This is a genomic window from Streptomyces sp. NBC_01257 (genome assembly GCF_035917255.1).
Taxonomy (GTDB): domain Bacteria; phylum Actinomycetota; class Actinomycetes; order Streptomycetales; family Streptomycetaceae; genus Streptomyces.
The window spans coordinates 6,206,270-6,231,591 of the sequence record NZ_CP108472.1; the positions used below are offsets into that span (position 1 = coordinate 6,206,270).

The 25,322-nt window shown below is 66.5% G+C and carries 19 protein-coding genes and 2 pseudogenes; 12 read left to right on the forward strand and 9 right to left on the reverse strand.

Features of this window, described 5'->3' with window-relative positions; all coding sequences use genetic code 11:
- Positions 1-81 precede the first annotated feature (81 nt).
- Both OG408_RS27175 and OG408_RS27180 read right to left on the reverse strand, forming a co-directional pair.
- On the reverse strand, positions 82-1,992 hold the full coding sequence (locus tag OG408_RS27175) for a S53 family peptidase (protein WP_326672451.1): 1,911 nt from the start codon (positions 1,990-1,992) through the stop codon (positions 82-84).
- Between the two features lie 253 nt (positions 1,993-2,245).
- Positions 2,246-3,745: a hypothetical protein gene (locus OG408_RS27180; protein WP_326672453.1), complete on the reverse strand. Its 1,500-nt coding sequence runs from the start codon at positions 3,743-3,745 to the stop codon at positions 2,246-2,248.
- Positions 3,746-4,472: 727 nt separating this feature from the next.
- Between OG408_RS27180 and glyA the strand changes: the two genes are divergently transcribed.
- Positions 4,473-5,717, forward strand: coding sequence for a serine hydroxymethyltransferase (glyA, locus tag OG408_RS27185; RefSeq protein ID WP_326674600.1), 1,245 nt, complete (start codon positions 4,473-4,475; stop codon positions 5,715-5,717).
- A 15-nt stretch (positions 5,718-5,732) separates the two neighbouring features.
- On the opposite strand, the gene OG408_RS27190 is transcribed toward glyA, so the two are convergent.
- Positions 5,733-5,936: a DUF397 domain-containing protein gene (locus tag OG408_RS27190; protein ID WP_326672456.1), complete on the reverse strand. Its 204-nt coding sequence runs from the start codon at positions 5,934-5,936 to the stop codon at positions 5,733-5,735.
- Complete coding sequence (locus OG408_RS27195; protein ID WP_326672458.1) at positions 5,933-6,817, reverse strand: helix-turn-helix domain-containing protein; 885 nt, start codon at positions 6,815-6,817, stop codon at positions 5,933-5,935. Before OG408_RS27195 ends, OG408_RS27190 begins: the two co-directional genes overlap by 4 nt.
- 217 nt (positions 6,818-7,034) lie before the next feature.
- Here OG408_RS27195 and OG408_RS27200 point away from each other — a divergent pair, with 217 nt between their 5' ends.
- Genes OG408_RS27200 through OG408_RS27210 form a run of 3 tightly spaced genes read left to right on the forward strand, consistent with a single transcriptional unit; the run spans position 7,035 to position 8,313 of the window.
- A complete protein-coding gene (locus OG408_RS27200; RefSeq protein WP_326672460.1) occupies positions 7,035-7,685 on the forward strand; it encodes an ATP-binding protein in 651 nt (216 codons plus the stop codon).
- Positions 7,682-7,939: a type II toxin-antitoxin system Phd/YefM family antitoxin gene (locus tag OG408_RS27205; RefSeq protein WP_326672462.1), complete on the forward strand. Its 258-nt coding sequence runs from the start codon at positions 7,682-7,684 to the stop codon at positions 7,937-7,939. The genes OG408_RS27200 and OG408_RS27205 overlap by 4 nt, the downstream gene beginning before the upstream one ends.
- A complete protein-coding gene (locus OG408_RS27210; protein ID WP_326672463.1) occupies positions 7,939-8,313 on the forward strand; it encodes a type II toxin-antitoxin system VapC family toxin in 375 nt (124 codons plus the stop codon). Before OG408_RS27205 ends, OG408_RS27210 begins: the two co-directional genes overlap by 1 nt.
- Positions 8,314-8,970: 657 nt before the next feature.
- Here OG408_RS27210 and OG408_RS27215 read toward each other — a convergent pair.
- Both OG408_RS27215 and OG408_RS27220 read right to left on the reverse strand, forming a co-directional pair.
- A complete protein-coding gene (locus tag OG408_RS27215; RefSeq protein ID WP_326672465.1) occupies positions 8,971-9,168 on the reverse strand; it encodes a DUF397 domain-containing protein in 198 nt (65 codons plus the stop codon).
- Between the two features lie 10 nt (positions 9,169-9,178).
- Positions 9,179-10,032 (reverse strand): annotated as a pseudogene (locus OG408_RS27220) (helix-turn-helix domain-containing protein).
- A 127-nt stretch (positions 10,033-10,159) separates the two neighbouring features.
- Here OG408_RS27220 and OG408_RS27225 point away from each other — a divergent pair.
- Together OG408_RS27225 and OG408_RS27230 are read left to right on the forward strand one after the other, a co-directional pair.
- Complete coding sequence (locus OG408_RS27225) at positions 10,160-10,612, forward strand: ATP-binding protein (RefSeq protein WP_326672467.1); 453 nt, start codon at positions 10,160-10,162, stop codon at positions 10,610-10,612.
- Between the two features lie 772 nt (positions 10,613-11,384).
- Complete coding sequence (locus tag OG408_RS27230; RefSeq protein ID WP_326672469.1) at positions 11,385-12,431, forward strand: beta family protein; 1,047 nt, start codon at positions 11,385-11,387, stop codon at positions 12,429-12,431.
- 561 nt (positions 12,432-12,992) lie between these two features.
- Here OG408_RS27230 and OG408_RS27235 read toward each other — a convergent pair.
- Positions 12,993-13,721, reverse strand: a complete 729-nt coding sequence (locus tag OG408_RS27235; RefSeq protein WP_326674601.1) for a CBS domain-containing protein — start codon at positions 13,719-13,721, stop codon at positions 12,993-12,995.
- 209 nt (positions 13,722-13,930) lie between these two features.
- Between OG408_RS27235 and OG408_RS27240 the strand changes: the two are divergent.
- Positions 13,931-14,862: pseudogene (locus OG408_RS27240) on the forward strand (IS5 family transposase).
- Here the strand turns inward: OG408_RS27240 and OG408_RS27245 are convergent.
- Both OG408_RS27245 and OG408_RS27250 read right to left on the reverse strand, forming a co-directional pair.
- Positions 14,811-15,458 (reverse strand): restriction endonuclease, encoded by a 648-nt coding sequence (locus OG408_RS27245; protein ID WP_326672471.1) that lies wholly within the window; start codon positions 15,456-15,458, stop codon positions 14,811-14,813. The pseudogene OG408_RS27240 and the gene OG408_RS27245 overlap by 52 nt on opposite strands.
- Positions 15,459-16,023: 565 nt before the next feature.
- On the reverse strand, positions 16,024-16,164 hold the full coding sequence (locus OG408_RS27250) for a hypothetical protein (protein ID WP_326672473.1): 141 nt from the start codon (positions 16,162-16,164) through the stop codon (positions 16,024-16,026).
- Between the two features lie 478 nt (positions 16,165-16,642).
- Here OG408_RS27250 and OG408_RS27255 point away from each other — a divergent pair, with 478 nt between their 5' ends.
- The 5 genes from OG408_RS27255 (at position 16,643) to OG408_RS27275 (ending at position 25,171) form a co-directional block, all read left to right on the forward strand.
- Positions 16,643-17,317: a restriction endonuclease subunit S gene (locus OG408_RS27255; protein WP_326672475.1), complete on the forward strand. Its 675-nt coding sequence runs from the start codon at positions 16,643-16,645 to the stop codon at positions 17,315-17,317.
- A gap of 73 nt (positions 17,318-17,390) precedes the next feature.
- Positions 17,391-19,847 carry a type I restriction-modification system subunit M gene (locus OG408_RS27260; RefSeq protein WP_326672477.1) on the forward strand — a complete coding sequence of 819 codons (2,457 nt, stop codon included), beginning with the start codon at positions 17,391-17,393 and terminating at the stop codon, positions 19,845-19,847.
- Positions 19,840-21,033 carry a restriction endonuclease subunit S gene (locus OG408_RS27265; protein ID WP_326672479.1) on the forward strand — a complete coding sequence of 398 codons (1,194 nt, stop codon included), beginning with the start codon at positions 19,840-19,842 and terminating at the stop codon, positions 21,031-21,033. The genes OG408_RS27260 and OG408_RS27265 overlap by 8 nt, the downstream gene beginning before the upstream one ends.
- A 75-nt stretch (positions 21,034-21,108) precedes the next feature.
- On the forward strand, positions 21,109-24,459 hold the full coding sequence (locus OG408_RS27270; protein ID WP_326672481.1) for a type I restriction endonuclease subunit R: 3,351 nt from the start codon (positions 21,109-21,111) through the stop codon (positions 24,457-24,459).
- Complete coding sequence (locus tag OG408_RS27275; RefSeq protein ID WP_326672483.1) at positions 24,452-25,171, forward strand: M48 family metallopeptidase; 720 nt, start codon at positions 24,452-24,454, stop codon at positions 25,169-25,171. The genes OG408_RS27270 and OG408_RS27275 overlap by 8 nt, the downstream gene beginning before the upstream one ends.
- The last annotated feature ends 151 nt before the right edge of the window (positions 25,172-25,322 follow it).

Here is a 25,322-nt window from a genome sequence, read left to right on the forward strand (position 1 = left end):
ACGGCCGCCACGGGGCCCGATGCAGACCCCGCGACGGCCGTTCGGTCCGTCCTCGTGACGATGCGCCGCCTGGCGCGCGGCTCAGCGCCGGCGGTAGGAGCTCACGTAGCCGGACGCCGGCGTGCCGACACCCGTCACGTCGTCGTACCCACGCACCGCCGACAGCGAGGCGTCCTTGCCCAGGCTCCGCACCGAGGTCCGCAGGCCGTCGGCCGCGTCGAACCCGTTGACGAAGTCCACCCGGGCGACGGCCAGGTCACGCCGGGACCCCAGCGGGTGGTCCGTCACGTCGTGGTACGCCCCGGAGTGGTAGCGGGCGTAGATCGCCGGGTTGGCGAAGCCGATCGGCCGGCCGCGCTGCGCCTGCTGTGCCAAGGCCTGGACACCGGCGATGACCGGGGCCGCCAGGGACGTGCCGCCGATGCGGTACTCGTCGTAGCCCAGCGAACCGTCGGGCAGCGTCTGCGTCTGGCCCACCAGGAAGCCGGTGTTGGGGTCGGCGACGGCCGCGATGTCCGGAGCGGTGCGCATCCGGGTCTTCCCGTTCGCCTTCGCCAGCGAGTCCGGCACGATGCCGCGCTGGTAGGACGGCTGCTTCACGGTGGAACTGGTGCCGCCGCCCGCGCCCGAGGTGTACGCCCCGGGGAAGTCGGTCCAGCTCCGGCCGTCCTCCGACAGGAGCGCGTTCGTCGTTCCCCAGCCGGTCTCCCACTGGTAGGTGTCGTGCTTGCCGACGGCCAGTGACGTGCCGCCGACCGAGGTCACCCACGCGGAGTTGGACGGGACGTCGATCTGCTTGGTGCCGGTGGACGCGACGTTGTCGCCGTCGTCGCCCGAGGAGAAGTAGAAGCCGATTCCCTCGACCGCACCCATCTTGAACACCTGGTCGTAGGCGAGCGCCAGGTCAGGGGTCTGGTTGGCCTCGATGTCGCCCCAGGAGTTGGAGACGATGTCCGCGAGGCGGGAGTCGACGACCTTGTTCAGCGAGTCCAGCAGGTCGTTGTCGTAGCAGGACGCGCCGCCCACGTAGACGATGTCGGCAGCGGGCGCGACCGCGTGCACGGCCTCGACGTCGAGCGTCTCCTCGCCGTACCAGCCGGAGGCCCCGCACTCCTCGGTCTTCGTGTAGTCGTCCGGCAGCACCTGGCTGAGCTGCCCGCGCCGGTACGGTGCGTCACCGTTGCGCCCGGCGTACTCGGCGGCGTCCTTCGCGATGGTGGGGGAGGCGTACGCGTCGGTGATCGCGACGGTCACCCCCTTGCCGGTGTAGCCCCCGGCCCCGTACGCGGCACGCAGCTGCTTTCCGGTGTACCCCTTGACCGCGTACGGCACCTTGGACCCGTACGCGCTCGGCAGGGTGGAGGCGGTCTTCGACCCGAAGTACGAGGAGAACGGCCCCGCGTTGCGGAACACGGCGTCCGGCGGCGGCAGCACCTCGTCATGGCTCGACTTGTGCGGTGCGTTGTCCAGACCGGAGACGGCGAGCACGGCATCGCTCAGCGCGGCGGGCACGGAGGCGGTGCCGGCCGGGGCCCGGAAGGTCCGGCCGCCCTTGCGGTAGTTGCGCAGCTGGGTGCCGAACGCCTTCTCGGCGGCGGCCACGTCACCGGTGGCGGAGACGTAGTGCAGGCTGCTGCCGGTGACCGTCAGTCCACTGGACTTCAGCCACTGGCTCACCCGGGCGACCTGCTCCTGCGTGGCCCCGAACCGCTCCTGTGCCTGCGCGGCGCTCAGATACTTCCCGTACGACGGCGACCGCGGGTCGGAAACGGCGGCGGCATACGCGGCCAGCCCCTTCGCGTCACGCCCGGCCAGATGGACCCGGACCGCGACCTTTCCGCTGTCGGCCGTGGCCCCCTGGTCGGCCGTGGCGGTCGCCCAGGCCGGCTTGGTGCCCTGCAGCGCGTCCCGGCCGCCCGGCGCGGAGTCCGCGCTGGCGTTGGGTATCCCGAGGGCGAGCGCACCGGCGAGCAGTGGCAGTGTCACTGCCATGCTCAGCCCGGCGCGTCGTCCGGCGCGGCTGATTCTCAACGTAACCCCCTGCGATGTGGGTCTCGCGTGTGGAGCATGTGCCGGATGATGTGCACATGTAATGCGCCACTCTGGCGAGGATCACCTCATGCATGGGGCATGTATTCGCCAAGAATCGGCCAAGGGCAGCCGCGTCGGCGTCAGTTGTCACCGAACCGCCGAAGATCCGCCTCCTTGACCGCTACCTCCTCTATCTCCGTATGCGTCTGGCCGGTCACCTGAAGGAGACCGTGTCCGTCAGGCCGCCGCCGAAGGATGTCGACGTGGTCACGTAGGTGCAGCCGGTGTACCGGTAGCCGGGCTGGATCCTGGATCCGTCCGCGTAGCTGGTGACGAGGGCACCGGAACCTCCCGCGTCCACCCGGTGCTTGTACAGGAAGTGGTACTCGCCCGCGGGAAGCCGGAGCGTCGCGTGCGGGTAGTTCTTCCCCGTGTCCTTGCAGGCCCTCAGCGCACCGGACGACCATGTGTACGACGTGCAGCTTCCGCAGCCTCCGATGGTCACCCGGCCCGTGACCGGCCCGGTGTACAGCACCTCCACCCCGTCCGGGGCGTCATTGGAGAGGACGAGCTCCATCCGGGCGCCGCCGGGCGTGCCCGCCGGAGGGAGCCGGCTGCCGGCCGCCGCCCGGGTGTCGGCTATCTCCGCGGCGATGGCGATGTCCCGCGCCCGCGCACGGCGTCCGTCCTTTCCGTAGGTGTCGGCGAACCCGGTCAGCGTCTTGCGGGCCTCCGCGAACCGCTTCTCCTTGAACTCGTCGAGCCCGCAGGCGTAGACACCGTCCCTGATCCCGCCGTCGGCCTGCGCGGCCAGCTTCGCGACCGCCTTGTCCGGCAACGACGCCGTCGCCGCGCGGAGCCCTCGCAGCTTCTCCGTCGCCGCGCAGGGACTGCCGCTGTCGCCCACCGCCGTCTTCTGCGCCGCTATCTCCTTCGAGACAGCGGGCCCGACCCGTCCGGCCTGCGGGGAGCCCGGGAACGTCCGCAGCAGATCGCCGAGCGCTCCGCCGTTCACCCCCGCCGCCCCGTCGTGCAACTGCGTGACCCCGCACGCGTACATCGATTCGGCCAGCGGCTCGTCGGGATACCGGACCAAGGCGCCGAGCAGCGCGGGATCGATCGCCTCGGGCACCGTCCGCAGATAGGTCAGTGGCTCGATGGCCTCGCAGTGCTTCTTCTGCCGGTACGGAGCCGCTATGGCCTTGTAGTACGCGTCCAGCCGCGCGGGCACGAGCTTTCCGGCCCGGGACCCGGCATGGTCCTCGCCCAGCTCGCGGTAGACGGCGAGCGCCGAACGGTAGTCCTCCCGGGCCGCGCCGAAGGCCTTGCCCGATGCGGCCTCGACCGTCCGGTCGCCCTCCTCCAGCCGGTCGAGGAGCATCCGCTCGACCGCCTCGTCCTGCGCGGAGCCGAACCAGACAGCACCGCCGGCGGGGACGGCCAGCAGCGCCAGGCCCGCAACCGCAGCCACCACCGGCCGCCACGACCCGCCCACCGCCGTGCGCCTCGCCGTCCACGCCCCGTCGGCCGCGGCGAGGGCCAGGACGAGGAGATAGCCGGTGACCAGGCCCCCGGACACTCCGCCGGGATCGGCGGGCAGCGCCGCGAACAGCAGCCAGCCCGTGGCGACCCAGCACAGAAGGGCCCGGAACCACCGCCCCAGCAGGACATAACCGAGCCCGAGACCACTGAGGTTGAGCAGGGCGGCAGCCACCGCACGCAGCGCCGCACCCGGCAGCACCTGCCCCGGCGGTCGCCCGGACCCCGGACCGCCCGGCGGCAACGGCGGACCCGGCGGTGGCGCTGGCTGTCCGGGCGGTGGCGGTGCCTGTCCGGCTGGTGGTGACGGTGGTTGGACCGGCCTGGCCGGCAACCCGTCCGGCCACACCGACGGTCCCTCGCGCCCCTGCGAATCCCCCCGCTGCTGATCCGGCGGCAGCCGATCCCACGGCTGCTGGTCCGGTGACTGCTGATTCCGCGCCCGCTGATTCCACGACCGCTGACCCTGATCCCCCGACTCCACACGGTCCCCCAACCGTCGAGCCACATTTCTGTCCCGGTGAATCTGCCCGTATCCCACCCCGCCCACTCGCCCGTGAAGGGGGATCAATCAGGACGGATGTTGACGCCCCAGCCACTTTGCCTGTCGGAGAGGGATGTCTACGGCCGCTGGGCACCGCCGCCCGGTAGGCTGCGGACTGCCGCGACTGGCGCGCGTCCCCCGCAGGGGGTGCTCAGTGGAATCGACCACGAGGGAGCGGCACACCCCGGGCCTGCCCGGGGGCGTCATCGCCGGAGAGCCGTCCGCCTGGGCATCCGGGTCCACGCCGCAGCAATGCGACCGACCCGGGAGGATCCCCGTGACCACATCCGTACCTTCGCCTTCTTCCGTACCTTCACCCTCCGCGTCCCCCGCGTCCTCGCGCCCCCGCCACCCCGCGCTGGCGGCCGCCGATCCGGAACTCGCCGCGCTGGTGGCCGCCGAGGAGCAGCTCCAGGCCGACACCCTCCGCCTGATCCCCAGCGAGAACTACGTCTCCGCCGCCGTGCTCCAGGCGTCCGGCACCGTCCTCCAGAACAAGTACTCCGAGGGCTACCCGGGCAAGCGGTACTACGAGGGCCAGCAGATCATCGACCAGGTCGAGACGCTCACCGTCGAACGGGCCAAGGCGCTCTTCGGCATGGAGCACGCCAATGTGCAGCCCTACTCGGGCTCCCCGGCCAACCTCGCCGTCTACCTGGCCTTCCTCAAGCCCGGCGACACCGTGCTGGGCATGTCGCTCCCCATGGGCGGCCACCTCACCCACGGGTGGGGTGTCTCCGCCACCGGGACCTGGTTCAACGGGGTCCAGTACGGGGTGCGGCGCGACACCGGACGCGTCGACCTGGACGAGGTGCGGGACCTGGCCCTCGCCGAGCGGCCCAAGCTGATCTTCTGCGGCGGCACGGCCGTCCCTCGCGAGATCGACTTCGCGGGGTTCGCCGAGATCGCCCGCGAGGTGGGCGCGGTCCTCGTCGCGGACATCGCCCACATCGCGGGCCTGATCGCCGGCGGCGCCCACCCCTCGCCCGCCCCGCACGTGGACGTCGTCTCCACCACCACCCACAAGACACTCCGCGGCCCGCGCGGCGCGATGCTGCTGAGCCGGGCCGAACACGCCCGCGCCCTCGACCGCGCCGTCTTCCCCGGCCTCCAGGGCGGCCCGCACAACCAGACCACCGCGGCCATCGGCGTGGCGCTGAACGAAGCCGCCACACCGGAGTTCCGCGGCTACGCACACGACGTGGTGGCCAACGCCCGCACCCTGGGCGAGGAGCTGGCGGCCCGCGGCTTCGACCTCGTCTCCGGCGGCACCGACAACCACCTGCTGCTCATCGACCTCACCGGCAAGGACGTCCCCGGCAAGACGGCGGCCAAGGCGCTGGACCGGGCCGGCATCGTCGTGAACTACAACACCGTTCCGTACGACCCCCGCAAGCCGTTCGACCCCTCGGGCATCCGGATCGGGACCCCCGCCCTGACGTCACGGGGCATCCCCGCATCGGAGATGGCCGCGGTCGCGGGGTGGATCGACCGCGTGGTCGGGGCGGCCCGCACCGGCGACGAAGCCGTGGTGACCGCGGTCCGCGCCGAGGTGAAGGACCTGATGGACGGCTATCCGGCACCGGGGCTGCCGGTGGCCTGAGCTGACGGGTGTCTGTCAGTCCAGCTCGCCGATGAACGTGCGCCAGGCGTCGGAGCCGAAGGCGATCACGGGGCCGGCGGGGCGCTTGCTGTCGCGGACGGGGACGAGGTGGGGCACGTTGTGCCCCACCTCGACGCACTCGTTGTTGCCACCGCTGTACGTGCTGGTGCGCCACCTCGCGCCCGAGAGGTCCGGCGTACTGCGGTGTGCGCTACTCATGCTCTGTGCTCCTTGGCCCGGCGATGGATGACAGCGCGGGACTCTGTCGGGGAGAGCGCGGACGTACGTGCGGCGTCGAACAGGTCCTGGTAGCGGGAGACGTCCGCTTCCCGTTCCAGCCACATGGAACCCGACGGGTTGTCAGCCAGTACCACGTCGAGCGCCCCCTCCTCGGGAAATCCCAGCACTACGTACGGGCCGAACATACTCGCATGGGCTCCACGGGAGAACGGCAGCACCTGCACGGTCAGGTTGGGGTTCTCGGAACTGGCCAACAGGTGCTCCAGCTGGGCGTTCATGACCTCAGCGCCCCCGACCTGCTGGAGGAGGACAGCCTCCGAAAGCACCGCCCACACATGCAACGGCTGTTCTTCCGTCAGGCGTTCCTGCCGTGCCAGGCGTACTTGGACGAACTTGTCGATCTCATCCGCGGTCTCCCACTGCCGGGAGGCTACGGTCACGGCCCGAACGTACTCGGGGGTCTGGAGCAGCCCGGGGACGAGCTGCGCCTGAAAGGTGCGGATGGAACCCGCCATCGCTTCCAGGGCGATGTAGTCCCGGTAGGTGTCGGCGAGGACCGACCCGTACTGGTTCCACCACCCCTCCCGACGTCTGCGGTTGGCCTTGCGGGCCAGTGCGCTCAGACGGTCGCGGATCTCCTGGTCGGATACCTCGTACGCATGCAGCATTGCGGTCAGGTCAGGCAGTCGGACCGCGACACGGCCGTTCTCGATGCGGCTGATCTTGCCCTTCGTGCAGTCGAGCGCGTCTGCCGCTTGAGCGGTGGTCAGCCTCGCGGTTTCCCGCAATCGGCGCAGCTCATCGCCGAGTTGGCGTCCAAGAACGGTTGATGGGGTAGCGGTGGTGCGCTTCGCAGGCATGAGAACACCTCTAGCAAAGTGACGGCTCGGAGGAGGCGAGGTTACTCGAAAGAGGGAATATCGGCATGATGTCGGTCGGCAACGTTGCCGATTCGCATGCTGCTCGTCCATTCTGTTGGCCACAGGGATGGCGCCGCACGACATGAACTGTCCATCCCTCCAGGGGATTCCGACCGATGTCGACCTTCTTGGGGCTGCCGTGACTACACCGAACGAAGTGACCTTCAGGCTCTCCCGCTGCCGCAGCAGCGTTCCCAAGGCGAGAGCCGCGCTCCGCGCCAAGCTGGGAGAGTGGCGGGCCGATCAGTCAGTGCCCGACGACGGGGAGTTGGTGCTGTCCGAGCTGGTGACCAACGCGGTGCGGGTGCCCGTCCCCGGTGACCGGCTGGTGGGCGTACGCATCGAGTGCCGGGGGAGGGGCGAGTTCCTTCGGCTGGAGGTGAGCGACGCGGGCGCGGGCCGCCCGGAGGTGCAACGGCCCGGCGAACTGGACAAGGGTGGACGCGGGCTCCTGCTCGTGCAGACCCTGGCGCACCGCTGGGGCGTGGACGAACGCCCGGCCGGGATCGGCAAGACGGTGTGGGCGGAGCTGCTGTCGCCGGGGGTCGCCCCCGCCGAGGCGCAGATCGCGGCGGTGTCCGTCCGGCCCGGCCAATGCGTACGGGTGTGGGGCGCCTGGCACACGGTCCGCGCGGTCCGGAGCGAGCGATACGCGTCCGGAGGGCCGGCGGTCGTCATCGTTCTGAGCGACGGAGGCCCGGCGTTACGGCTGCACGCGGCCGAGCCGCTGACCGTACGGACGGCCGCCGCGGCCGACCCGCTGACCGTACGAAACGCGGCCCTGACCGGTCCGGTGATCTCATCGTGAGGGCGCTGTGGAAGAGGCTCATCCGGCGCCGCCAAGTCCACGGCCAGGGGCCGCGATTCACCGGAACACTGGCACAGGTCGTCGGCGGCCGACCGGTCGTGATCAGTCAGGCGGGCCGGCCGGTGGAGAGGGCGCTGCCACCGCGCCCGCAGGTGCGGCGGCCGGGCCGGGGCTCGCTCCGGGGCCGTATCCGTATCCCTGCCGACTTCGACTACGCGCACGCCTCGGTGGCCGACGCTCTGGGGATGCGCTGATGCGGCTTCTGCTCGACACGCCCGTGGTGATGTGGTGGATCGCCGACTCACCGCAGCTTTCCGCCTCGTTCAAGGAACTCCTGGATACCGAACCTGCTGTGTACGTCAGCGCGGTGTCACCCTGGGAGATCACCGTCAAGCAGTTCCTCGGCAGCTTCGAAGGCCCCGGAGACCTGGCCGAGCAGGTACGGGATCTCCACTTCAGGAGCCTGCCCGTCACGGCCGCGCACGGGGTCAGGGCAGGCCGCCTGCCGATGGTGCACACCGACCCCTTCGATCGGCTCCTGATCGCGCAGGCACAGGCCGAAGGGATCACCCTGGTCACCCGGAACCGCTGGATCCCGCAGTACGACGTTCATGTCCTGGCGGTCTGAACAGCACGACCGTCCGGAATCGCGCCCTGTGGCGAGGCCGCCCTGCGGATGGCATCCGCGGAGTGATGTCGCGGCGTCTGACGGGGCGAGGAAAAGGGTGGTCGGGACGCCCTGTATGTCCGCGACATGAAAAGACCCTCTGCCTGGTGTTTCCACTGGCGAGAGGGTCTTTTTGGCACTTCCTGCGAAGTGCCCCCGGCGGGGGACGTGGGACGGGGGAATGGGTGAATCCGGTGGTCGGGGCTGGCCAGTTGGTGGTGGAAACGGTCGTCCCGCTGTCGCGGTAGACCGCCGGTTTCGGCCCACCGCCGAGGTGGCCGGCGCGTCCCGGGTATCGCCGGGACGCGCCGGCTCCACCACCTATGCGGCCACACTCTTCGGATCGCCGCTTCCCGGCATCCGTACGGTGTGATCCCCGAAGTCCGCCACGAGATCGAGGCGACCATCGAGGGCTTCGACGTAGCGTGCGAGCACGTCCAGAGCGGCCACCGAACGAGTGGCCGGGGCGGTGGTGAGGTGTGGCGGGGTATCCGCTCGGGCGGACACCCCGCGCCGGGTTGTTCCTAGGCTCCGGTAGATGTCGCGTACCGCTGTGGAGAAGTGGCTGGCTGACGGGCGAGGCTTAACGGTGCGGGGGGAGGCGATACGTGCGTCGCCTCACCCCGCACGACTCAACGGATCAGCAGCAGGCTCGGACGCGTACCGGGTGAAGGCGGACCACGTGCTGGGGGAGACGGAGAAGGGCCGGAGGGTGGTGTCCTTCGAGTCACGGACGCGGACAGCCTCGGTGTCCAGTGCGACCTCGATGCAGTTGTCGCCGTCCCCGCCGCTGTAGCTGCTCTTGAACCAGTTCATGTGGTGGTGCTCATAGCGCTCCTCGCATCTGTTCCAGCAAGCTCACCGTAGCCCGGCAGTCCAGGGCCTGGGAACGCAGCTTGCCATAGCGCTGAAGGAGGATGCTCACTTCGCTCGAAGCTGTGATCAAGGCGCTTGAGCGGTGTCCTTGGTGTAGCCGAACCACTGGGTGTCCGGGCTCTCGGCCAGGTACATCTGCCCGTCCACTCCGGTGTGGTCGTCCTGCCGGAGAGGCATTATCTGGATCTCGACGTTGGTGGAGCGACCGACGCTCAGCAGATGATCGATGACGGTCCGTGTCACCTCGGTCCCACCTACGTGGCGTTCAAGGATGCACTGCTCAATGATGAAGTTGAAGGCAGTGTTCGGGCGTTCGGTCAGGAGCTTCTGCCGTTCGGTCCGCGCCGCTACCTGCCGTCCGATTTGCTCCTCCGTGAGGGGTGGCAGTTGGCGTTCGAATACAGCCCTGCTGTACCCCTCCGGCTGCAACAACCCTGGAACTCCCCGACACTCATACGCGTACAGCGTGATCGCTTCCTCCTCGATCCCCGCCCACGGCAGGAACCACGATGCCAGCCCCGCCTTCCTCCGCAAGCTCCTTGCCGCCGAGGTCAGGACCTTGAACGCAACCGGCCCCAGCGTCTTTCGCGCCCGCTCGGGCAACTTGTCGGGCGGGAACCGCTTTCCCTGTTCGATCTTGGCCAGATAGGCGGCCGAGTAGCCTGCCAGCGGGGCGAGTTGCTCCTGGGTGGGGGCCGCGGACTCCCGCAGTGCCTTGAGGACCGAACCGTAGGTCTTGAGGCTGTCCGACAGTTCGGGTTCGCTGTTGGTCGCCGCCGTGCTGCCGTCCTGGTCCGCCGTCATCGCCGTACCGCCTCCCGTGCCGTGCGCAACCAATCCAGAGTTACGGGGAGTTACCCGCCCAGTCCAGGCGGATCTGTATGGGCGCCGTTCCTGTCGACGCACGGCGACCTGTCGGAACGCTGCACCTATGACAGCGCAGCAGGCTCAACAGGCCGTAACCGTAAGTGTGTTCACCCATCGGCTCCCCGCGACCCGGCGCGGCGCGAACCTCGCGCGACGGCTCGCCGTGGGGCAGCTCGGCGACTGGGGTATCGGGCCGGCCGCACCGCTCTGTGACACCGTGGCCCTGATCGTCGCCGAACTCGCCGCCAACGCCGTACTGCACGGCCGCGTCCCCGGCCGGGACTTCGAGCTGCGCCTCACGTACGAGCACGAGAGCGCGCACGTATGCGTGGAGGTGTCTGACACCCACCCCGGACGGCCCGAGCCCTCCACGTCCCGCGCGGGAGACGCGTTCGCGGACGGTGGTCGGGGGCTGCACCTCGTCGCGGCGCTCGCCCACCGCTGGGGCGTGAGCGAGCGGAACGGGCCGGGCAAGACGGTGTGGGCACAGACCGGTCCGATGAGGGAGAGGCGATGAGCGACACCGGTCCGCTACGTCGAGTACGCCTACGCCCAGCAGGCGTCCGAATCGGCCGCCGTACTGCGCGCCCTGACCGTAGGCGGCCGAGCCGCGCCAGCCGTCACCCTCTCCCGCGAGTCGAGGGCGGCGCTGCGCCGTACGTACGAGGACATCGAAGACTCCTCCGGAAGAATGGGCTTCGTCGCCGAGGGGCTCTCTGAGGCCAACGCGGAGCCTGCCGGACGGTCGCCCCGAGCTACGGACAGGGTGAGGCCGGTCCAACCGATAGCAGTCAAGGGCCCATTGCCGCGCTGCGGAGGTGCGGTCGGAAGGCGGCCGGAGATCGGCCAGGGCAAGCGTGAAGCCGAGCAACTTGAGGAAGCCGTCGGCGCGCCAAGTGACGAGGCCGCCTTGGCGGGGCAGGTAGAGGCCGACCTGGTTGATGCCGAGGGCGTCGTCGTAGTCGAGGCGACCCTGCCTTCCCCGTTCTCCGGGACGACCACGGCCGCCGCTCGGTAGACCGTGCCCTGCGGTCCTTTCCGCACCACCGGGTACAGACACGGCTGTCGAGTGAATTCTACCGAGCCCGCGAAACCGCCGCCTCCTACCACGAACACGGCCCCGGCACTCCGCCGTTGTAAGTGACCCCGCTCAGCCGGGGAGCTTTGCCCGTGACGCCGCTTTCGGACGTATGGCCTGTTTGGTGCTCTATGCGTATCGGACGCAAATGGTCACCCTGTCGACAAAGACGAACAGGCCAGGTTCGGGTTCCCCAAGACAGGGGGTGGCGGTGACCTACGTTCCGATACTCAAGGCGAAGTTGGGCGAGTTCCAAGCACTGCAGCATGCCGCAGCAGAAGTTCGCTCCCGGATGCGCCCCATCATGGAGCTGGTACCAGATCCCGAAGCCGCCAAAGATCCGCTTGAAACCTTCGCCAGCCGCGCAATGGATGCAGTTCCTCAGGGCCACACGCTCACCGTTGACGGCGCGGGATTGTCCAGCGCTGCAATGTCCCACGGTGCGGGGAGAGGCCCCCTCGCGAGGCTCAGTGAGTTGCTGGGGCACCGGGGGGTCCGTATGAGGCCGGTGGTTCGCACCGGCGATCCGGACGACATGTTGCGCGAGGGCGCAGGAGTGAACGATGAACATCAGGACGGCGCCTGCCTACGTGTGGCGATCCACTCGTACGACAACTCGTTCTTTGCGGGACGTATCAGTGAGGTGCTCCGCATCCTCCGCCTGGATCCTGAAGAAATCGATCTCCTCATCGATGCGGGACCCATGCCTCCAGGAGTAGTGCTGAGCGACGTCACGGAACTGGTCGTGGCAATCCGCGCGCAGCTGGCCCAATGGCCGTGGCGGAGTGAGTGTGTGGCCGCCGGTGCCTTTCCGAAGAACTTGACCGGTTTTCCACGTGGGCAAGCGACCTCCGTGGTCCGGCAGGATCTGGAACTGTGGAAGCGAGTGGTGCGCCGGAGCCATGGCAGGCCGCCGGACTTCGGGGACTTCGGCGTCACGCATCCCCACATGCCGATTCAGAGCAGGGGGACGCCGGACCCGAACATGCGGTACACGACACCAGTGGACTGGCAGGTCTTTGTGTATCGCCGTAAGCGACCGGGGAACGACGACTTCTTCAACCTGAGCCGCGACCTCGTATCCTCCCAGTACTGGCCACCGGCCGGCCGGAGGACCTCCTGGGGCGATGAGCAACTCCACGCGTGCGCTACGAGGCAGAGGCCGAAGGCGGGCGGGGGAACACAGTGGCGAGCCTGGGCTACCTCTCACCATCTGGCTGTGGTGACAGAAGGGCTCGCCCAGCTGGATGCCGCCTGAGCCCCGTTGAAAGCCCACGCGCCACTCACTTGCGATCAGCGGCGGACAACGACAAAGCGTCGGACCCACTGAGACTGGGGCTGGCTCTTTATGCTTGGCACTCCGGCTGGTCAGCGCGTTGACCACGCTGTGCGCCTTGAGTGCGCCCGGCGGGGACGTGGGGCGGGGAAACGGGGCGTCTCGCCGACCGGGGCGCTGGTGATCGAATCCGTCGTACGGCTCCAGCGGTAGAAGACGGCGACTCTTGGCCGCAGGTTCGAGCCTTGGGCGGGAGCCGCACAGCATGGCTGGTCATGCATACGGCGCTGATCTGCGTATTCGTGCGACGGTGCGGGTGGAGGGGCGGGCGCGGCTGGTCCCGATGCCCGCCGACGGTGCCGTGCCCAATGGGGCTGGCCCGCTGAACAGAAGCAGCCTGTGAAGTCGCCACGGGCTGGGTCGAGCGAATCGCTCTCGCCAACGCAGCAGTACCGGGCTGATCTCTAGAAGTTGAGAAGAACTGGGACGGACGGCAGTGCTCCGCGCTGGTCGATCAGCGCGGAGCACTGCCCCCTGTCCTTGCTAGGGTCGTAGATCGTGATCGATGAGCTTCAGAAGGCTCAGAAGCTGCTTGGTCTCCTCCAGTGCCTCGGTCTTCGTCTCAGGCGCGTCCATGTCCCAGTGAGCCAGTTCGTTCCGGTAGTTCTTGACGGCGGTGACGCGGCGGACGAGATCGTCCTGCTCGTACGGCCATCCCAGCTGGGCCCAGCAGGCATCCTCCTTGAGGACTTCCGGGTACTGGCCGAGGGTGAGGTACTTGTCCGCGGCACGCGTCTTGCGCACGCCCGAGCCGACGGGCAGATCGTCCACGGGCAGTCGGTCGGTTAGGCGGCGCAGCCGCCGTTCGGCCTCGCCGAGAAGGATGAACGGTTCGACCCGAAGCTTGAGTTGGTCGGCCAAGTCGGATGCGGTGAGGATGCCAAGCACGAGATTGTCGGCGTCGGTCACGATGAGGAATCCGTGGTGCTGGATGTCGTCGATGCGTACGAACAACTCTTCCTGCTCCTGAGCGGTGAGCGGATGAGGGTCCAGCGCTGCGGCTATGGTGTCGCCCCGGCGGCCCAGCTGGGCGCGGGCGATGCTCTCCCAAGTGACGACGCCCCGAAGCACATTGTTCCGGTTTACGACCGGCAGCTGGGAGAAGTCACCCTGGACCATGCGTGTGATGGCGCGACTGAGCGGTTCCTCGAAGCCGACCGTGACGACGTCGCGGGCGAAGGGGAGGCTGCCGATGCGCCAGTGGCGGCTCAGGTCCTCGCCCCCGACTTTCGCAGGCGTGTGACCGAGCTACGCTCCTGGGAGCTCCGGACTCGCCTCTCCCATCAGGGTGGTCTCTTCTGCGGAGACCGTGATCAGGCCGTCGAGCTGGACCTCTGTGAAGTGGGGGCCACCTGCAGACCTCTAGGCACTGTTTCCTGGATCTCCTGACGGGGGTGGGGTGTTGGGGTCAGGCTGGCTGTATGGGTCGTGGTGATCTGACGAATGCGGAGTGGGATCGGCTGGAGTCGTTCCTACCTCCTGGTGGTGCGCGGGGCGGTCGGTGGAGCGACCACCGCCGGGTGATCAACGGTGTTCTCTACCGGGTGCGGACCGGTGTGCAGTGGCGGGATCTGCCGGAGCGGTTCGGTCCGTGGGAGACGGTCTATAGACGGCATCGCCGCTGGTCAGCTGATGGGACTTGGCAGATGCTGTTGTCTCGCATCCAGGCAGCCGAGGACGCGGCGGGCGGGATCGACTGGGACGTGTCGGTGGACTCCACAGCAGTACGAGCCCACCAGCACGCCGCCGGCGCGAGGAAGGTGTCCCCGGCCACCGTTCCTCAAAAGGGGGCCGCGCGGGGGACGAACCAGGTCGATCCGGTACTGCGGAAACTGGCCGCCCGGCTGGAGGGGGTGGTCAGATCGGCGAGTGTCTGGGGCGTTCCCGCGGAGGGTTCACCACCAAGATCCACCTCGTCGCCGAGGGACGATGTCGGCCCCTCGCCTTCGTTCTGACACCCGGACACTACGGTGACGGACCCCAGCTCGAGCGGGTCCTGGAGCAGGTATCGGTGCCCCGCACCGGAGTCGGCCGGCCCCGCACCCGGCCCGACCGTGTCCTGGCGGACAAGGCCTATACCTCACGCAGAAACCGCCGCTACCTGCGACGACGGGGCATCCCGCACACGATCCCCGAACGTCTCGACCAGCAGAGACACCGCAAGAACCGAGGGTCCAGGGGCGGTCGGCCCACCGGTTTCGACAGCGAGCGCTACAGGAAGCGCAACACCGTCGAACGCACCATCAACCGCCTTAAAGGCTTCCGCGCCGTCGCCACCCGCTACGAGAAACGCGCCTACATCTACCTCGGCACCGTCACACTCGCGTCCCTCGCCATCTGGCTCAGGACATGATCCGAGAAACAGTGCCTAGCCGCCAGTTCCCGGTCGACGAGGCCGATGACGTCGACGGTGCGCCTCTGCCAGCCCCACAGGCCGATGAGGTCCCGGGCTGTCAGCTGCCGGGTTCCCTCGTCGCGCACGTCCTGCTCCAGCGCCTTGGGGTCCGTCGGCGGCTCCACAGCACCCTTGTAGCCCGGGTCGACGCCAGTCTGCGCCAGCGTCTCGACACGGAGTGCCGCGTCACGGCGTCGCAGCTCGCTCACGGTCAGGAAAGCACCGATGCTGTCGCGGAGGTCACCACTAATCGCGGCACGCTCGATCTGGGTGCGCACCCACTCCACCTTGCGCGTGTGTCGGAAGCCGGCAGCGGCCTCGCTCCGGTACTCGTACCCGCCTGTCAGCCGCCCGATGGCGACGACTTTCAGGAACTTGCGGGGCATCACGACCAGATCTCCGGTCTCCATCGTGATGAAGCGCCATAGCTGGTGCTTCCAGTTGTCCACCCTGCCAGGCAGCTCATCCGGATACGCCTGCGCCAGAACATCGCCCACATCGGCGATCGACGTGCACCCGCTCAGATCGCCGACCTCCTCCCAGCCGGCGATCACCGCGCCCTCGTCGCGCCTGCTCTTCGCGCTCTCCGTACTGCCCCCCGCGGACCGTCCAAGCCCTGACCATGGTTCCCCGCCCCGTGTAGCTCCTCAGCCGCATCTGCACCGCGCGGCTCGTGTCGGCGTCGAATCTACGTGCGTGTGGTGGCGAGAGACCAGGCCTGCATAAACGCCCGCCCCCGGTAGGACCCACCTATAAGGGTTGGTCTTGCCGCACCCCCTGCGACCTGTGGAGATTCACTTGCCGTGGAACGTTGGGGGTATGTGTCGAAGACGCGTGTCGACTGACGACTCGAGCGTCCACTGGTGGGCAGTGATAGAGCTGACGGTCTTCGCTGGCTCGATATCACCGTTGGGGAGGACCGCCCCTTGTTGCTCTGCCACGCTGCCCTCGGAGGTCAGCACGGGGGAGTTGTACGATTCGAATCGTTGTGCCGCCGGGGGTGAACTGGCCGTGCCATCGGTGGTCCGATTACGGTTGTACGTGGTGGTGGTCCCGCCGCTGGATACGGCGAGACCCACTTCGCGGCCGTCAGCCCCTATTACAGGTAGGGGCTGACGGTCACCACCACTGCGGAAGTTCTACAGCGAGCCGTCCCGTCCAGTAGACGGCCACTGCCACCGGACCCCACACGAGGGCGATCCGGCGGACCTTCCACCACCACGTGCGGCGCGGCGGTTTCTTGCGATGACGTCCGGACACGGACGCCCCCTTCCCCTGAGAGACCCGCGATTCGGGCCTCGGGCCCGGAGGTCCGACGGCTCTCAAGGGTGAAGTCGCCGAAACAGCCGTACCTTTGGCCCCTTCGGTGACCCGTCGAACGGTAGTGCGCCACTTCACAAGAAGCAAGGACGGGACCCCCTAGGGAATCTGGATACACAACAAGTTGAGGCGTCGGCGACACCCCCATGGGACTCCTTGGCGGAAAGAGTGGCAACTCGTTGTGTATCTGAATACCTAAGGGGGGATCATTGGCCCGGATTGTGGTAGCTTCTCCCATGCACCCCCGGGGGTTGGTGGGCGGCATGGCGGTTTTGGCTGGACCTGCCCCGTATTGATCGGTTTGCGCTTCAGCGTGATGGAAGTCACTCGGGGATGGGTGCTCCGCCGCTACGGTGCCGGGTTTCAACCCGCTTCCCACTGCCACTACGCGAGCTGCACGGTCTGGAGGAGGTGCACAGTGAACCACTCGTACCGGCTGGGTGATCTGTGCGAGATCACCCCCAGCCCTTCCAGTGATCTGTTCGTGGACCTTGCCGTCGAAGCGGAAGGTGTGCCGGTGATTTCGCCCGCAGACATTGCAGAGGGGCGGGTTGTCAACCAATCCCTGCTCAGGTGTCTGCCGCAGGAGTCAGCGGACACCATGGTGCGCTTCAAGGTCCTGCCGGACGATCTGGTTGTTGTCAGGCAGGGCGCGGTCGGCAAGGTGGCGCTGATCGAAGAGCGCAGCCGGGGCTGGATCTATCACTCCTCGTGCATCCGGCTGCGCCCCGATGTGCATGCGGTGCATCCTGCTTACCTGACGGCTTACCTTGCGCATCCGCCAGTGGTGGACCAGATGCTGGCGCGTACGCACGTGGGGACCGTGGCGACCATCACCGCAGGCGTGCTCGCGGAGCTTCCGGTCGCACTTCCGCCGCTGCAGGAGCAGCGGCTCATCGCCCAGGCGCTAGGGGAGGTGGATCTGCAGGTGGATGTCCAGCGTCGGCTGTTGGGACGGCTGGAGGCCCTGCGGCCCGCGCTCCTGAGCCAGATGCTCGGCGGCGAAGTCCCTGGGGATCGGACTGGGAAGCCCGTTGACACCCCTGTTGAGCGACGGCCGGGCAGAGTACGGCGAATGAACCGAATGTCATAGCTCGCCCCTAGTCTTGGGCGGCGGCGTACGTGACGCGTACGTCAGGTAAAACACGAAACAAGGAGAGGCGCGAGTGGCACAGCTGACGCTGCCGCAGCTTGAGCGGCATCTGTACGCCGCAGCGGACATTCTGCGGGGCAAGATGGATGCCGCGCAGTACCAGGACTACATCTTCGGGCTGCTGTTTCTGAAGCGCGCCTCCGACCAGTTCGACGTGGCGCGGGCCAAGGCCATCGAGCAGTTCGTCGCCTCCGGGATGGACCAGACGAAGGCGGAGATGCTGGCCGAGACTCGCAACGCGTACGCGTCGCACGAGTTCTTTGTGCCGGACGCCGCCCGCTGGTCGACGATCATGCGTGACTCCCGGAAGGATCCGGCCGAGGCGCTGAACGTCGCCCTTTCTCAGCTTGAAGGCGCCAACCACCAGGCTCTGGAAGGGGTCCTGGAATACATCGACTTCAAACGCGGCGCGGGCAACACCAAGCTGAGTAAGCCCGTACTGCAGGCGCTGATCGACCACTTCAACCAGTACCGGCTGAGCAACGACGACTTCGAGTTCCCCGATCTCCTCGGGTATGCCTACGAGTACATCATCGGTGAGTTCGCCGACGAAGGCGGCAAGAAGGGCGGCCAGTTCTACACCCCGCGGTCCGTCATCCGCATGATGGCCCGACTAGTCAAGCCCCAGGCCGGAATGTCTGTGTATGACCCGTGCTGCGGATCCGGCGGAATGCTGATCCTCAGCAAGGAGTACGTGCAGGAGCACGGCGGCGACGCGGCGCACCTGTCTGTCTACGGACAGGAGGACAACGGCAGCGCCTGGGCCATGGCCCGCATGAACCTGCTGCTGCACGGCGTAGCCGACGGCGTGATCCACCATGGCGACACCCTGGCGAGGCCGATGCACGTTGAGGACGGCGAGCTCCAGCGCTTCGACCGGATCCTCACCAATCCGCCGTTCGCGCAGAACTACCGCATCGCGGGGATGGAACACCCCGAACGTATGACGTACGGCTGGTGTCCTGAGTCGGGCAAGAAGGCCGACCTCATGTTCATCCAGCATGTCCTCTCCGTATTGGAACCGGACGGCATCGCCGCATCGGTCATGCCCCACGGTGTGCTGTTCCGAGGCGGCGTAGAGAAGGACATTCGGCAACGGATGATCGAAGAAGGGCGCCTGGAAGCCGTCATCGGTATTGGCCCCAACGTGTTCTACGGCACTGGTATCCCTGCCTGCATCCTCATCCTGCGCGGCCGTGACGGAGCCCCGCGGGGGCGCCGCGACGGAGTCCTCTTCATCAACGCTGACCGTGAGATCACTGCTGGCCGCACACAGAACCTCCTGGAAGCCCAGCATGCAGAGAAGATCGTCTCTGCATACAAGGGTTGGGAGAAGATCGACGGCTTCGCTCGCGTCGTCTCCTACCAGGAACTTGCGGACAACGACTTCAACCTCAACATCCGGCGGTACGTGGACAACACTCCAGCTCCCGAGCCGCAGGACGTGCGTGCCCACCTGCACGGCGGTGTCCCGAAGTCCGAAGTGGCCGCGCGGCAAGGCCAGTTCGAGAAATTCGGGATCAGCGCGGGCAATCAGCTCTTCCGTGAGCGGGACGTGGACTACTACTCCTTCTTGGAAGAGGGGTACGAGGCCACGGCGGCCCGCATCCCGGAGCTGGCGAGTGAGCGGGAAGCGACGCTCGGGGCTGCCTTCGACGCTTGGTGGAAGGAACACCGCAGCCGGCTGGACAAGCTGCCCGAGCACCAGCAGCTGTGGTCCACCCGTGAGGAACTACTCACCACCTTCACCGAGGCGCTCGAACCGGTGAAACTGCTGGACGAATACCAACTCTCGGGGACCATCGCAGCCTGGTGGTTTGACACCCGCAACGATCTGCGGAGCCTGGCGCTCAGCGGCTTCAAAGGCGTGGTCGACCGCTGGGTCGCCAGTATTGACTCGGCCTTCGCGGAACCCCCTGCCGACGCCGATGCCAAGACAAAGGCCCGCGTACGGGCCGCACAGCGCAAGGCACGTGAGCACCGCCTGGTGCCGGAACTGATCCCGTCCTACGTTGAGCGCCTAGAAGCAGCCGAGGCGCTCGTCGCGGAGCTGGACGCCCAGGTTAAGGCGAGCTCCCCGCCGAAGAAGATCAAGGGCACGGATGAGGACGACGAGGAAGAGGTCGACCTGTCGAACGTGCTGTCCCCGAAGGAGCTGCGCGCGCTCAGGAAGCAGCAGACGAATGCGAAGAAGACCCTGTCCGAACTGAAGGCGGCCTTCGTTGCGGAACTGAAGCATGCAGCAGCGCAGCTGACTGATAGCCAGGCGCAGGAGGTGGTCCTGGGATTCCTGAAGGCTGACCTACGTGCCCGTATGGACCGCTTCGTCGCGGCCGACCGGCGCGCCCTGGTTGCGACGTTCCGTAACTGGGGCGGTAAGTACGCGGTGACACTCGACGACTTGGAGCGGGAGCGCGAGGCGTCAGCGAAGCGGTTGCGGGGGTACCTGGAGGAGCTCGGATATGCATGATGGCTGGAAACGTGTCGCTCTCGGAGATGTGCTCAAGCTTCGTGCTGAACGGACCCACCAGGTGCCAACGCTGCTGTCGGTCACCGCTGACAGGGGGGTGATCCTGCAGTCGGAAAGTGGACGGCGTGATTCATCGAGTGCGGACAAGGCGTTGTACTGGGACGTGCAAGCGGGCGACGTCGTATACAACACCATGCGGATGTGGCAGGGCGTCTCAGGCGTAGCGAACGAGGGCGGAATCGTCAGTCCTGCGTATACCGTCTGTCAACCCACAGAGTCGGCGGATGGCGGATTTATTCGGCACCTCCTGAGGGAGCCTCGCCTTGTAGCTAAATTCCTCAACCGATCGCAAGGCCTTGTCAGCGACACCTGGAATCTCCGGTACAGCGACTTCAAGAAGGTTGAAGTTAATCTGCCGCCGATTTCGGAGCAGCAGCGGATTGCTGAGATCCTCGACGATATCGGCGCGCAGATTGAGCAAGCGACCGCGAGGTGCGGGAAGCTAGAGATTGTTGCAGCGGCCGAAACTACTGCGCTCATGCGAGCTGTATCCGAAGACTCCGGCGTTGAGTGGAGCACGCTCGAGAAGGTTGCTGTGATTTCCGCGGGCGTAACGCTGGGCAATGACGAAGCGGGTGATGGCTCGGTCACGCTGCCGTATCTGCGGGTCGCCAATGTGCAGGACGGTTACATCGATACCTCAGATGTGAAGACTGTGTCTGTCAGGCGGGCGGACATTGAACGATACCGACTCGAGGCGGGCGATGTGTTGCTTACGGAAGGCGGCGATCTTGACAAGCTTGGGAGAGGTGGGGTGTGGGACGGTCGTATTGCCCCATGTCTCCACCAAAACCATGTTTTCAAAGTCCGTTGCGATCCCGAGGTCTATCAGCCCCATTTTCTCGCTGCTTACCTAGCTTCGCCGCGAGGTAAGGGCTACTTCCTCAGTGTTGCCAAGCAGACGACTAATCTCGCGAGTATTAATTCGACGCAAGTGAAAAAGGCTCCTGTTCCGCTAGTTACCCTTCTTGACCAGGATCGAGTTGCCACCTCCATTGCGCAGTGGCGTGACCAGCTGGTGACGGCAGAGAGGGGCGTCGTGAAGCTGACCACGCTCAAGGAGGCAATCATGGACGACCTTCTCACGGGTGCGGTACGTGCGCAGACTGAGAGTGCTTTCACGTAGCTCACTCCATTCTGCTACCGGAATGGAATGGTCCCGCGCCGCAGTTACCCCATGATTCAGTAGGAGCAGCTTCGTATGTCCGTGTCCGGCCCCGAGTTCCGCTACGTCGAGAAGCCGCTCATCGACCAGCTCACTCACCCCAGCATGGGATGGCGGCATGTCCGGGGAACTGCGGATGCAGAGCTGCAGCCAGAGGGAGAGCCCGTCTACCGGCGTTCTGCCTTCGGCAGTGCCGTATTGGAAGAAATCCTCCGGCGTCGGCTGCGGAAACTGAACCGGCGGCCGGGCGGCTCCACTTGGGTGGATGAGGCGCGGGCCGCGCAGGCTATCTCAGCGCTCACCCGGGGTGCGGCCACGGCTGGGGGTGGCCTGGTCGCCGCCAACGAGGCCGCGACGAATGCTCTGTTGAACGGCGTTGACGTACCCGGGTTTGCTGACTGGGATGGTGGTCGCCGGCAGACTGTGAAGTTCATCGACTGGGATGACCCTGGGAACAACGACTTCCTCGCGGTTTCCCAGTTCCGCATGAGCATCCCTGGTAGTCAGGGGGACGTGATGATCGCCGACCTCGTGCTGTTCGTAAACGGTATTCCGCTCGTCGTCATCGAGTGCAAAAAGTTTGATGCTGTCGGGGGTGACATCAACAAGGCGATCCAGCAACTGCGCCGCTATGCCAATCAGAAGAAGGACACGGCTTCCCCTCAGGGAAGCGAACTTCTCTTTCGTACAGTTCAGTTGACTGTGGCGACCACGGGAGACCGGGCGCTGCTTGGCACGTTCACGGCGCGACCGCAGGATTATCTAGTCTGGCGTGATCCGTACCCCTTTATGACACATGAGATTGCTGCCCGTAGTTATAACCCGGATGACGTCGTCTTCAACGCGCAGAAGATTCTTGCAGCCGGTGTGCTGCATCCGCATCGCCTCCTCGACATTGTCAAGAACTTCGTCGTGTTCAAAGACGTCGAAGTGGCTGAGGGGCGTACAACCAGGGTGAAGATTGCGCCTCGATATCAGCAGTACCGGGCCGTCCACAAGGCCGTGGAGCGGTTGCAGCACGGCGAAACTAAAGCCGTGCACGGCAAGGACGATAAGCGGGGCGGCATCGTCTGGCACACCCAGGGGTCGGGCAAGTCACTGACGATGGTCTTCCTGGTTCGCAAGCTCCGTTCGACGCCTGGCCTGGAACACATCAAGGTCGTGGTGGTCACCGACCGGAAGCAGCTCCAGGAACAACTTGCGGAGACAGCAGCCATCACCGGAGAGAAGCCGGACGTGGTGACGCGGGCGGCCGATGTTCCGGGTGTACTGGGACGCCAGGGCGCCGGCCTTGTCTTTGTGATGATCCAGAAGCAACAGGACACCGAGAAGGCCCGCCAGAACGCTGGCGACTCGTTGGCCCATGAGCGGACGCCCGGCTGGGGCATGGTCAACTCGGACGAGGGGATTCTGATCCTCGTGGATGAGGCGCACCGCTCGCACGGATCCGCGCTGCATCAGAACCTCATGGAGTCGCTCCCCAACGCGGCCCGGATCGGCTTTACCGGCACACCGATCATCATGAACCGCAAGAAGCTAACCACCACGACCTTCGGTGATTTCATCGACAAGTACCGCCTTGAGGACGCCGAGGAGGACGGGGCGATTGTCCCGATCTACTACGAGGGGCACATCGCCAAGGGGGCCGTCACCGAGGGCGAGAGCCTGGACGAGAAGTTCGAGGACGAGTTCCCCGAGCTTACTGACGAGCAGTACGACGAACTTCAACAGCGATACGCGACCTCGGCAGCTGTGCTCAGCGCGGACGACATGATTCAGCGCAAGGCTAAGCACATGCTGCGCCACTACGTCGAGGGTGCCATGAAGGAGGGGTTCAAGGCACAGCTCGTTGCGCACTCCAGGGGAATCGCCGTGCGGTATCGCGACGCACTGCTGCACGCCAGGAGCGAGTTGGTCGCGGAGGTGGAGAAGGCCTCGCCGCGGGTTTTGGAGAAGGCGCAGGAGACGCCGGAGGAAGAGCGCACTGCGCGACAACGCCTGCTGGTCGCCGCGCACAGCCAGCTCGCTCTACTCAAGGCCATCGACTTCATACCAGTCATCTCCGCCGACCAGGAGGATGCCAAAGCCTGGCGGGCATGGACAGAGGAGAGTGCTCAGAAGAAGGCGGTCAAGTCCTTCCGTAGCCCTTTCCCCGAGGTGCGGGACTTGACACCCGACTCCAAGCCAGTTGCCTTCCTGATAGTGCGCACCATGTTGCTCACGGGCTTTGACGCCCCCCAGGAGCAGGTCATGTACCTGGACCGCAGGATGCGCGAGGCCGAGCTGCTGCAGGCGATTGCCCGCGTGAATCGCACAGCTAAGGGCAAGCAGGCTGGGTTCATTGTGGACTACGCCGGAGTCGCCAAGGCCCTCCTTGAGGCAATGGCTGCGTACGCCAGCGATGACCAGGAAGGCGTTCCCCTCGACCTCGAACAGGAGGAGAACAAGCTGGAGCGGCAGTGCGCGGCCCTGCGCCACCACTTCCGTTTGACCAAGGGCCTCATCAACCCCGATGACACGGAAGCCGTGCACGAACTCGTCAACACTCTGGAAGACGAGGAACGGCGCATCGAATTCCGACGATTGTTGCGGGGTTTCCTCAACACCATGAACCTGCTCATGCCTCGCCAGGCCACCCGTCCTTATCAGCCCGCTGCTCGGCTGTTCACTTTCATCGCGCAGCTCACCAAGCAGCGTTTCAGTGAGGAGTCCGAGGGCTTCGATCCGGCCGCGTACGGACATAAGGTCGCCGAACTCATCGACGAGCACGTTACGGCGCTCGGTGTGGCACGGATGATAGAACCGACCCGGCTCACCTCCGACGACTTCCGCACGAAGGTGGAACAGCTCCCCGGGGCCAGAGCCAAGGCGTCGATGATGAAGCACGCGATCCGCAACCACATCGAGCTTTACTTCGGCGAGAACCCGGTCGCTTACGAGAAGCTGCGCCAGCGTCTGGAAAGCGTCCTTAAGAAGTACGCAACCGACTGGGACGAACAGCTGAAGGCATTCAGCGCGCTGGCCGAGGAGATGCAGAACGTGCAGGAGGGCAAGGACGCCGGCCTTCCCGAAGACATCCGCAACCTCAGCAAGCTGGAACAAGCCTTGTACCAGCAGCTCACCACGGTAGTCACTGACGGCGTAGTCGGGGATGAGTTGCGGGGCGAGCTGGTGACTCTTGCCCAGCAGACCGTGAATCTCGCTGTGCGGCACAGCGTCAAACACGCTTTCTGGACCAACGCCGCCGCCCAGCACGACTTCCAGCGGGATATCTGGATGCTGCTCGTAGTGAACGCATACACCGGGGCAGACGCCGACAATCTAGCGGGAGCTCTGCGTGACATCGTCCAGCACAACCGGAATGACCTGAACCTCCACCATGCATGAGGCCCGAGCTGAGCCGCTGCTCCTCGGTGGCCTCGCAATCGACGTCGTCGCAGTACCTGGGCGCAAGAGCGTCCGAGTCACGGTGGAACGCGACGCCACCATCACCGCGGCCGTGCCGCCCGGCACGGATCACAAGGCCCTTGAGACGCTGCTTCGCTCGCGCCTCACCTGGCTTTACGCGAAAGTCGGAGACCGCCGAGCTGATGCCGCTGAGCGACCTACTCGTCGCTTCATCGACGGCGAGGGCTTTTACTACCTGGGACGCAGCTATCGCCTGAAGACTGTGAGAGAGGCTCCCCGTCCGTTCGCGCTCGTGGAAGGCCGGATGCGGCTGAGGCAGGACCGTCGGCCCACCGCTGCAGAGGACTTGATCGCCTGGTATGCGGAGCGGGGGCGCCAGTGGCTTCCGGCAAGGGTGGCCCCCTGGGCCGAACGTATGAAGGCCCCCATGACCGAACTCACGGTACGTACGCTCGGCTACCGCTGGGGCTCGTGCTCCCACGCTGGTGCCATCAACGTCCACTGGGCGGCGATGCAGCTCCCTTCCAGCCTGATCGACTACGTACTCGTTCATGAACTCGCGCACCTGCACCAGGCGAACCACTCGCCTGAGTTCTGGCAGGTCGTGAGCCGGGTGCTTCCCAACTTCGAGAGCCGACGGCAGAAGCTGGACGAGTGGGGCGCAGGGATTTGGCTTCCTGACAGTCCGTGATGTGGAAGGCCTATGGATTGGCCGCGTCTATTCGGAGCTCGGTGTGTGATGCGCGCGGAGCCGGTAGGGCGGGCGATGTGGGGTACCTGGTCGGCGGTCCGGTACGCGTTTTCCACCGGAGAGACGATCGGACCGGTTGTCCTCGGCGACG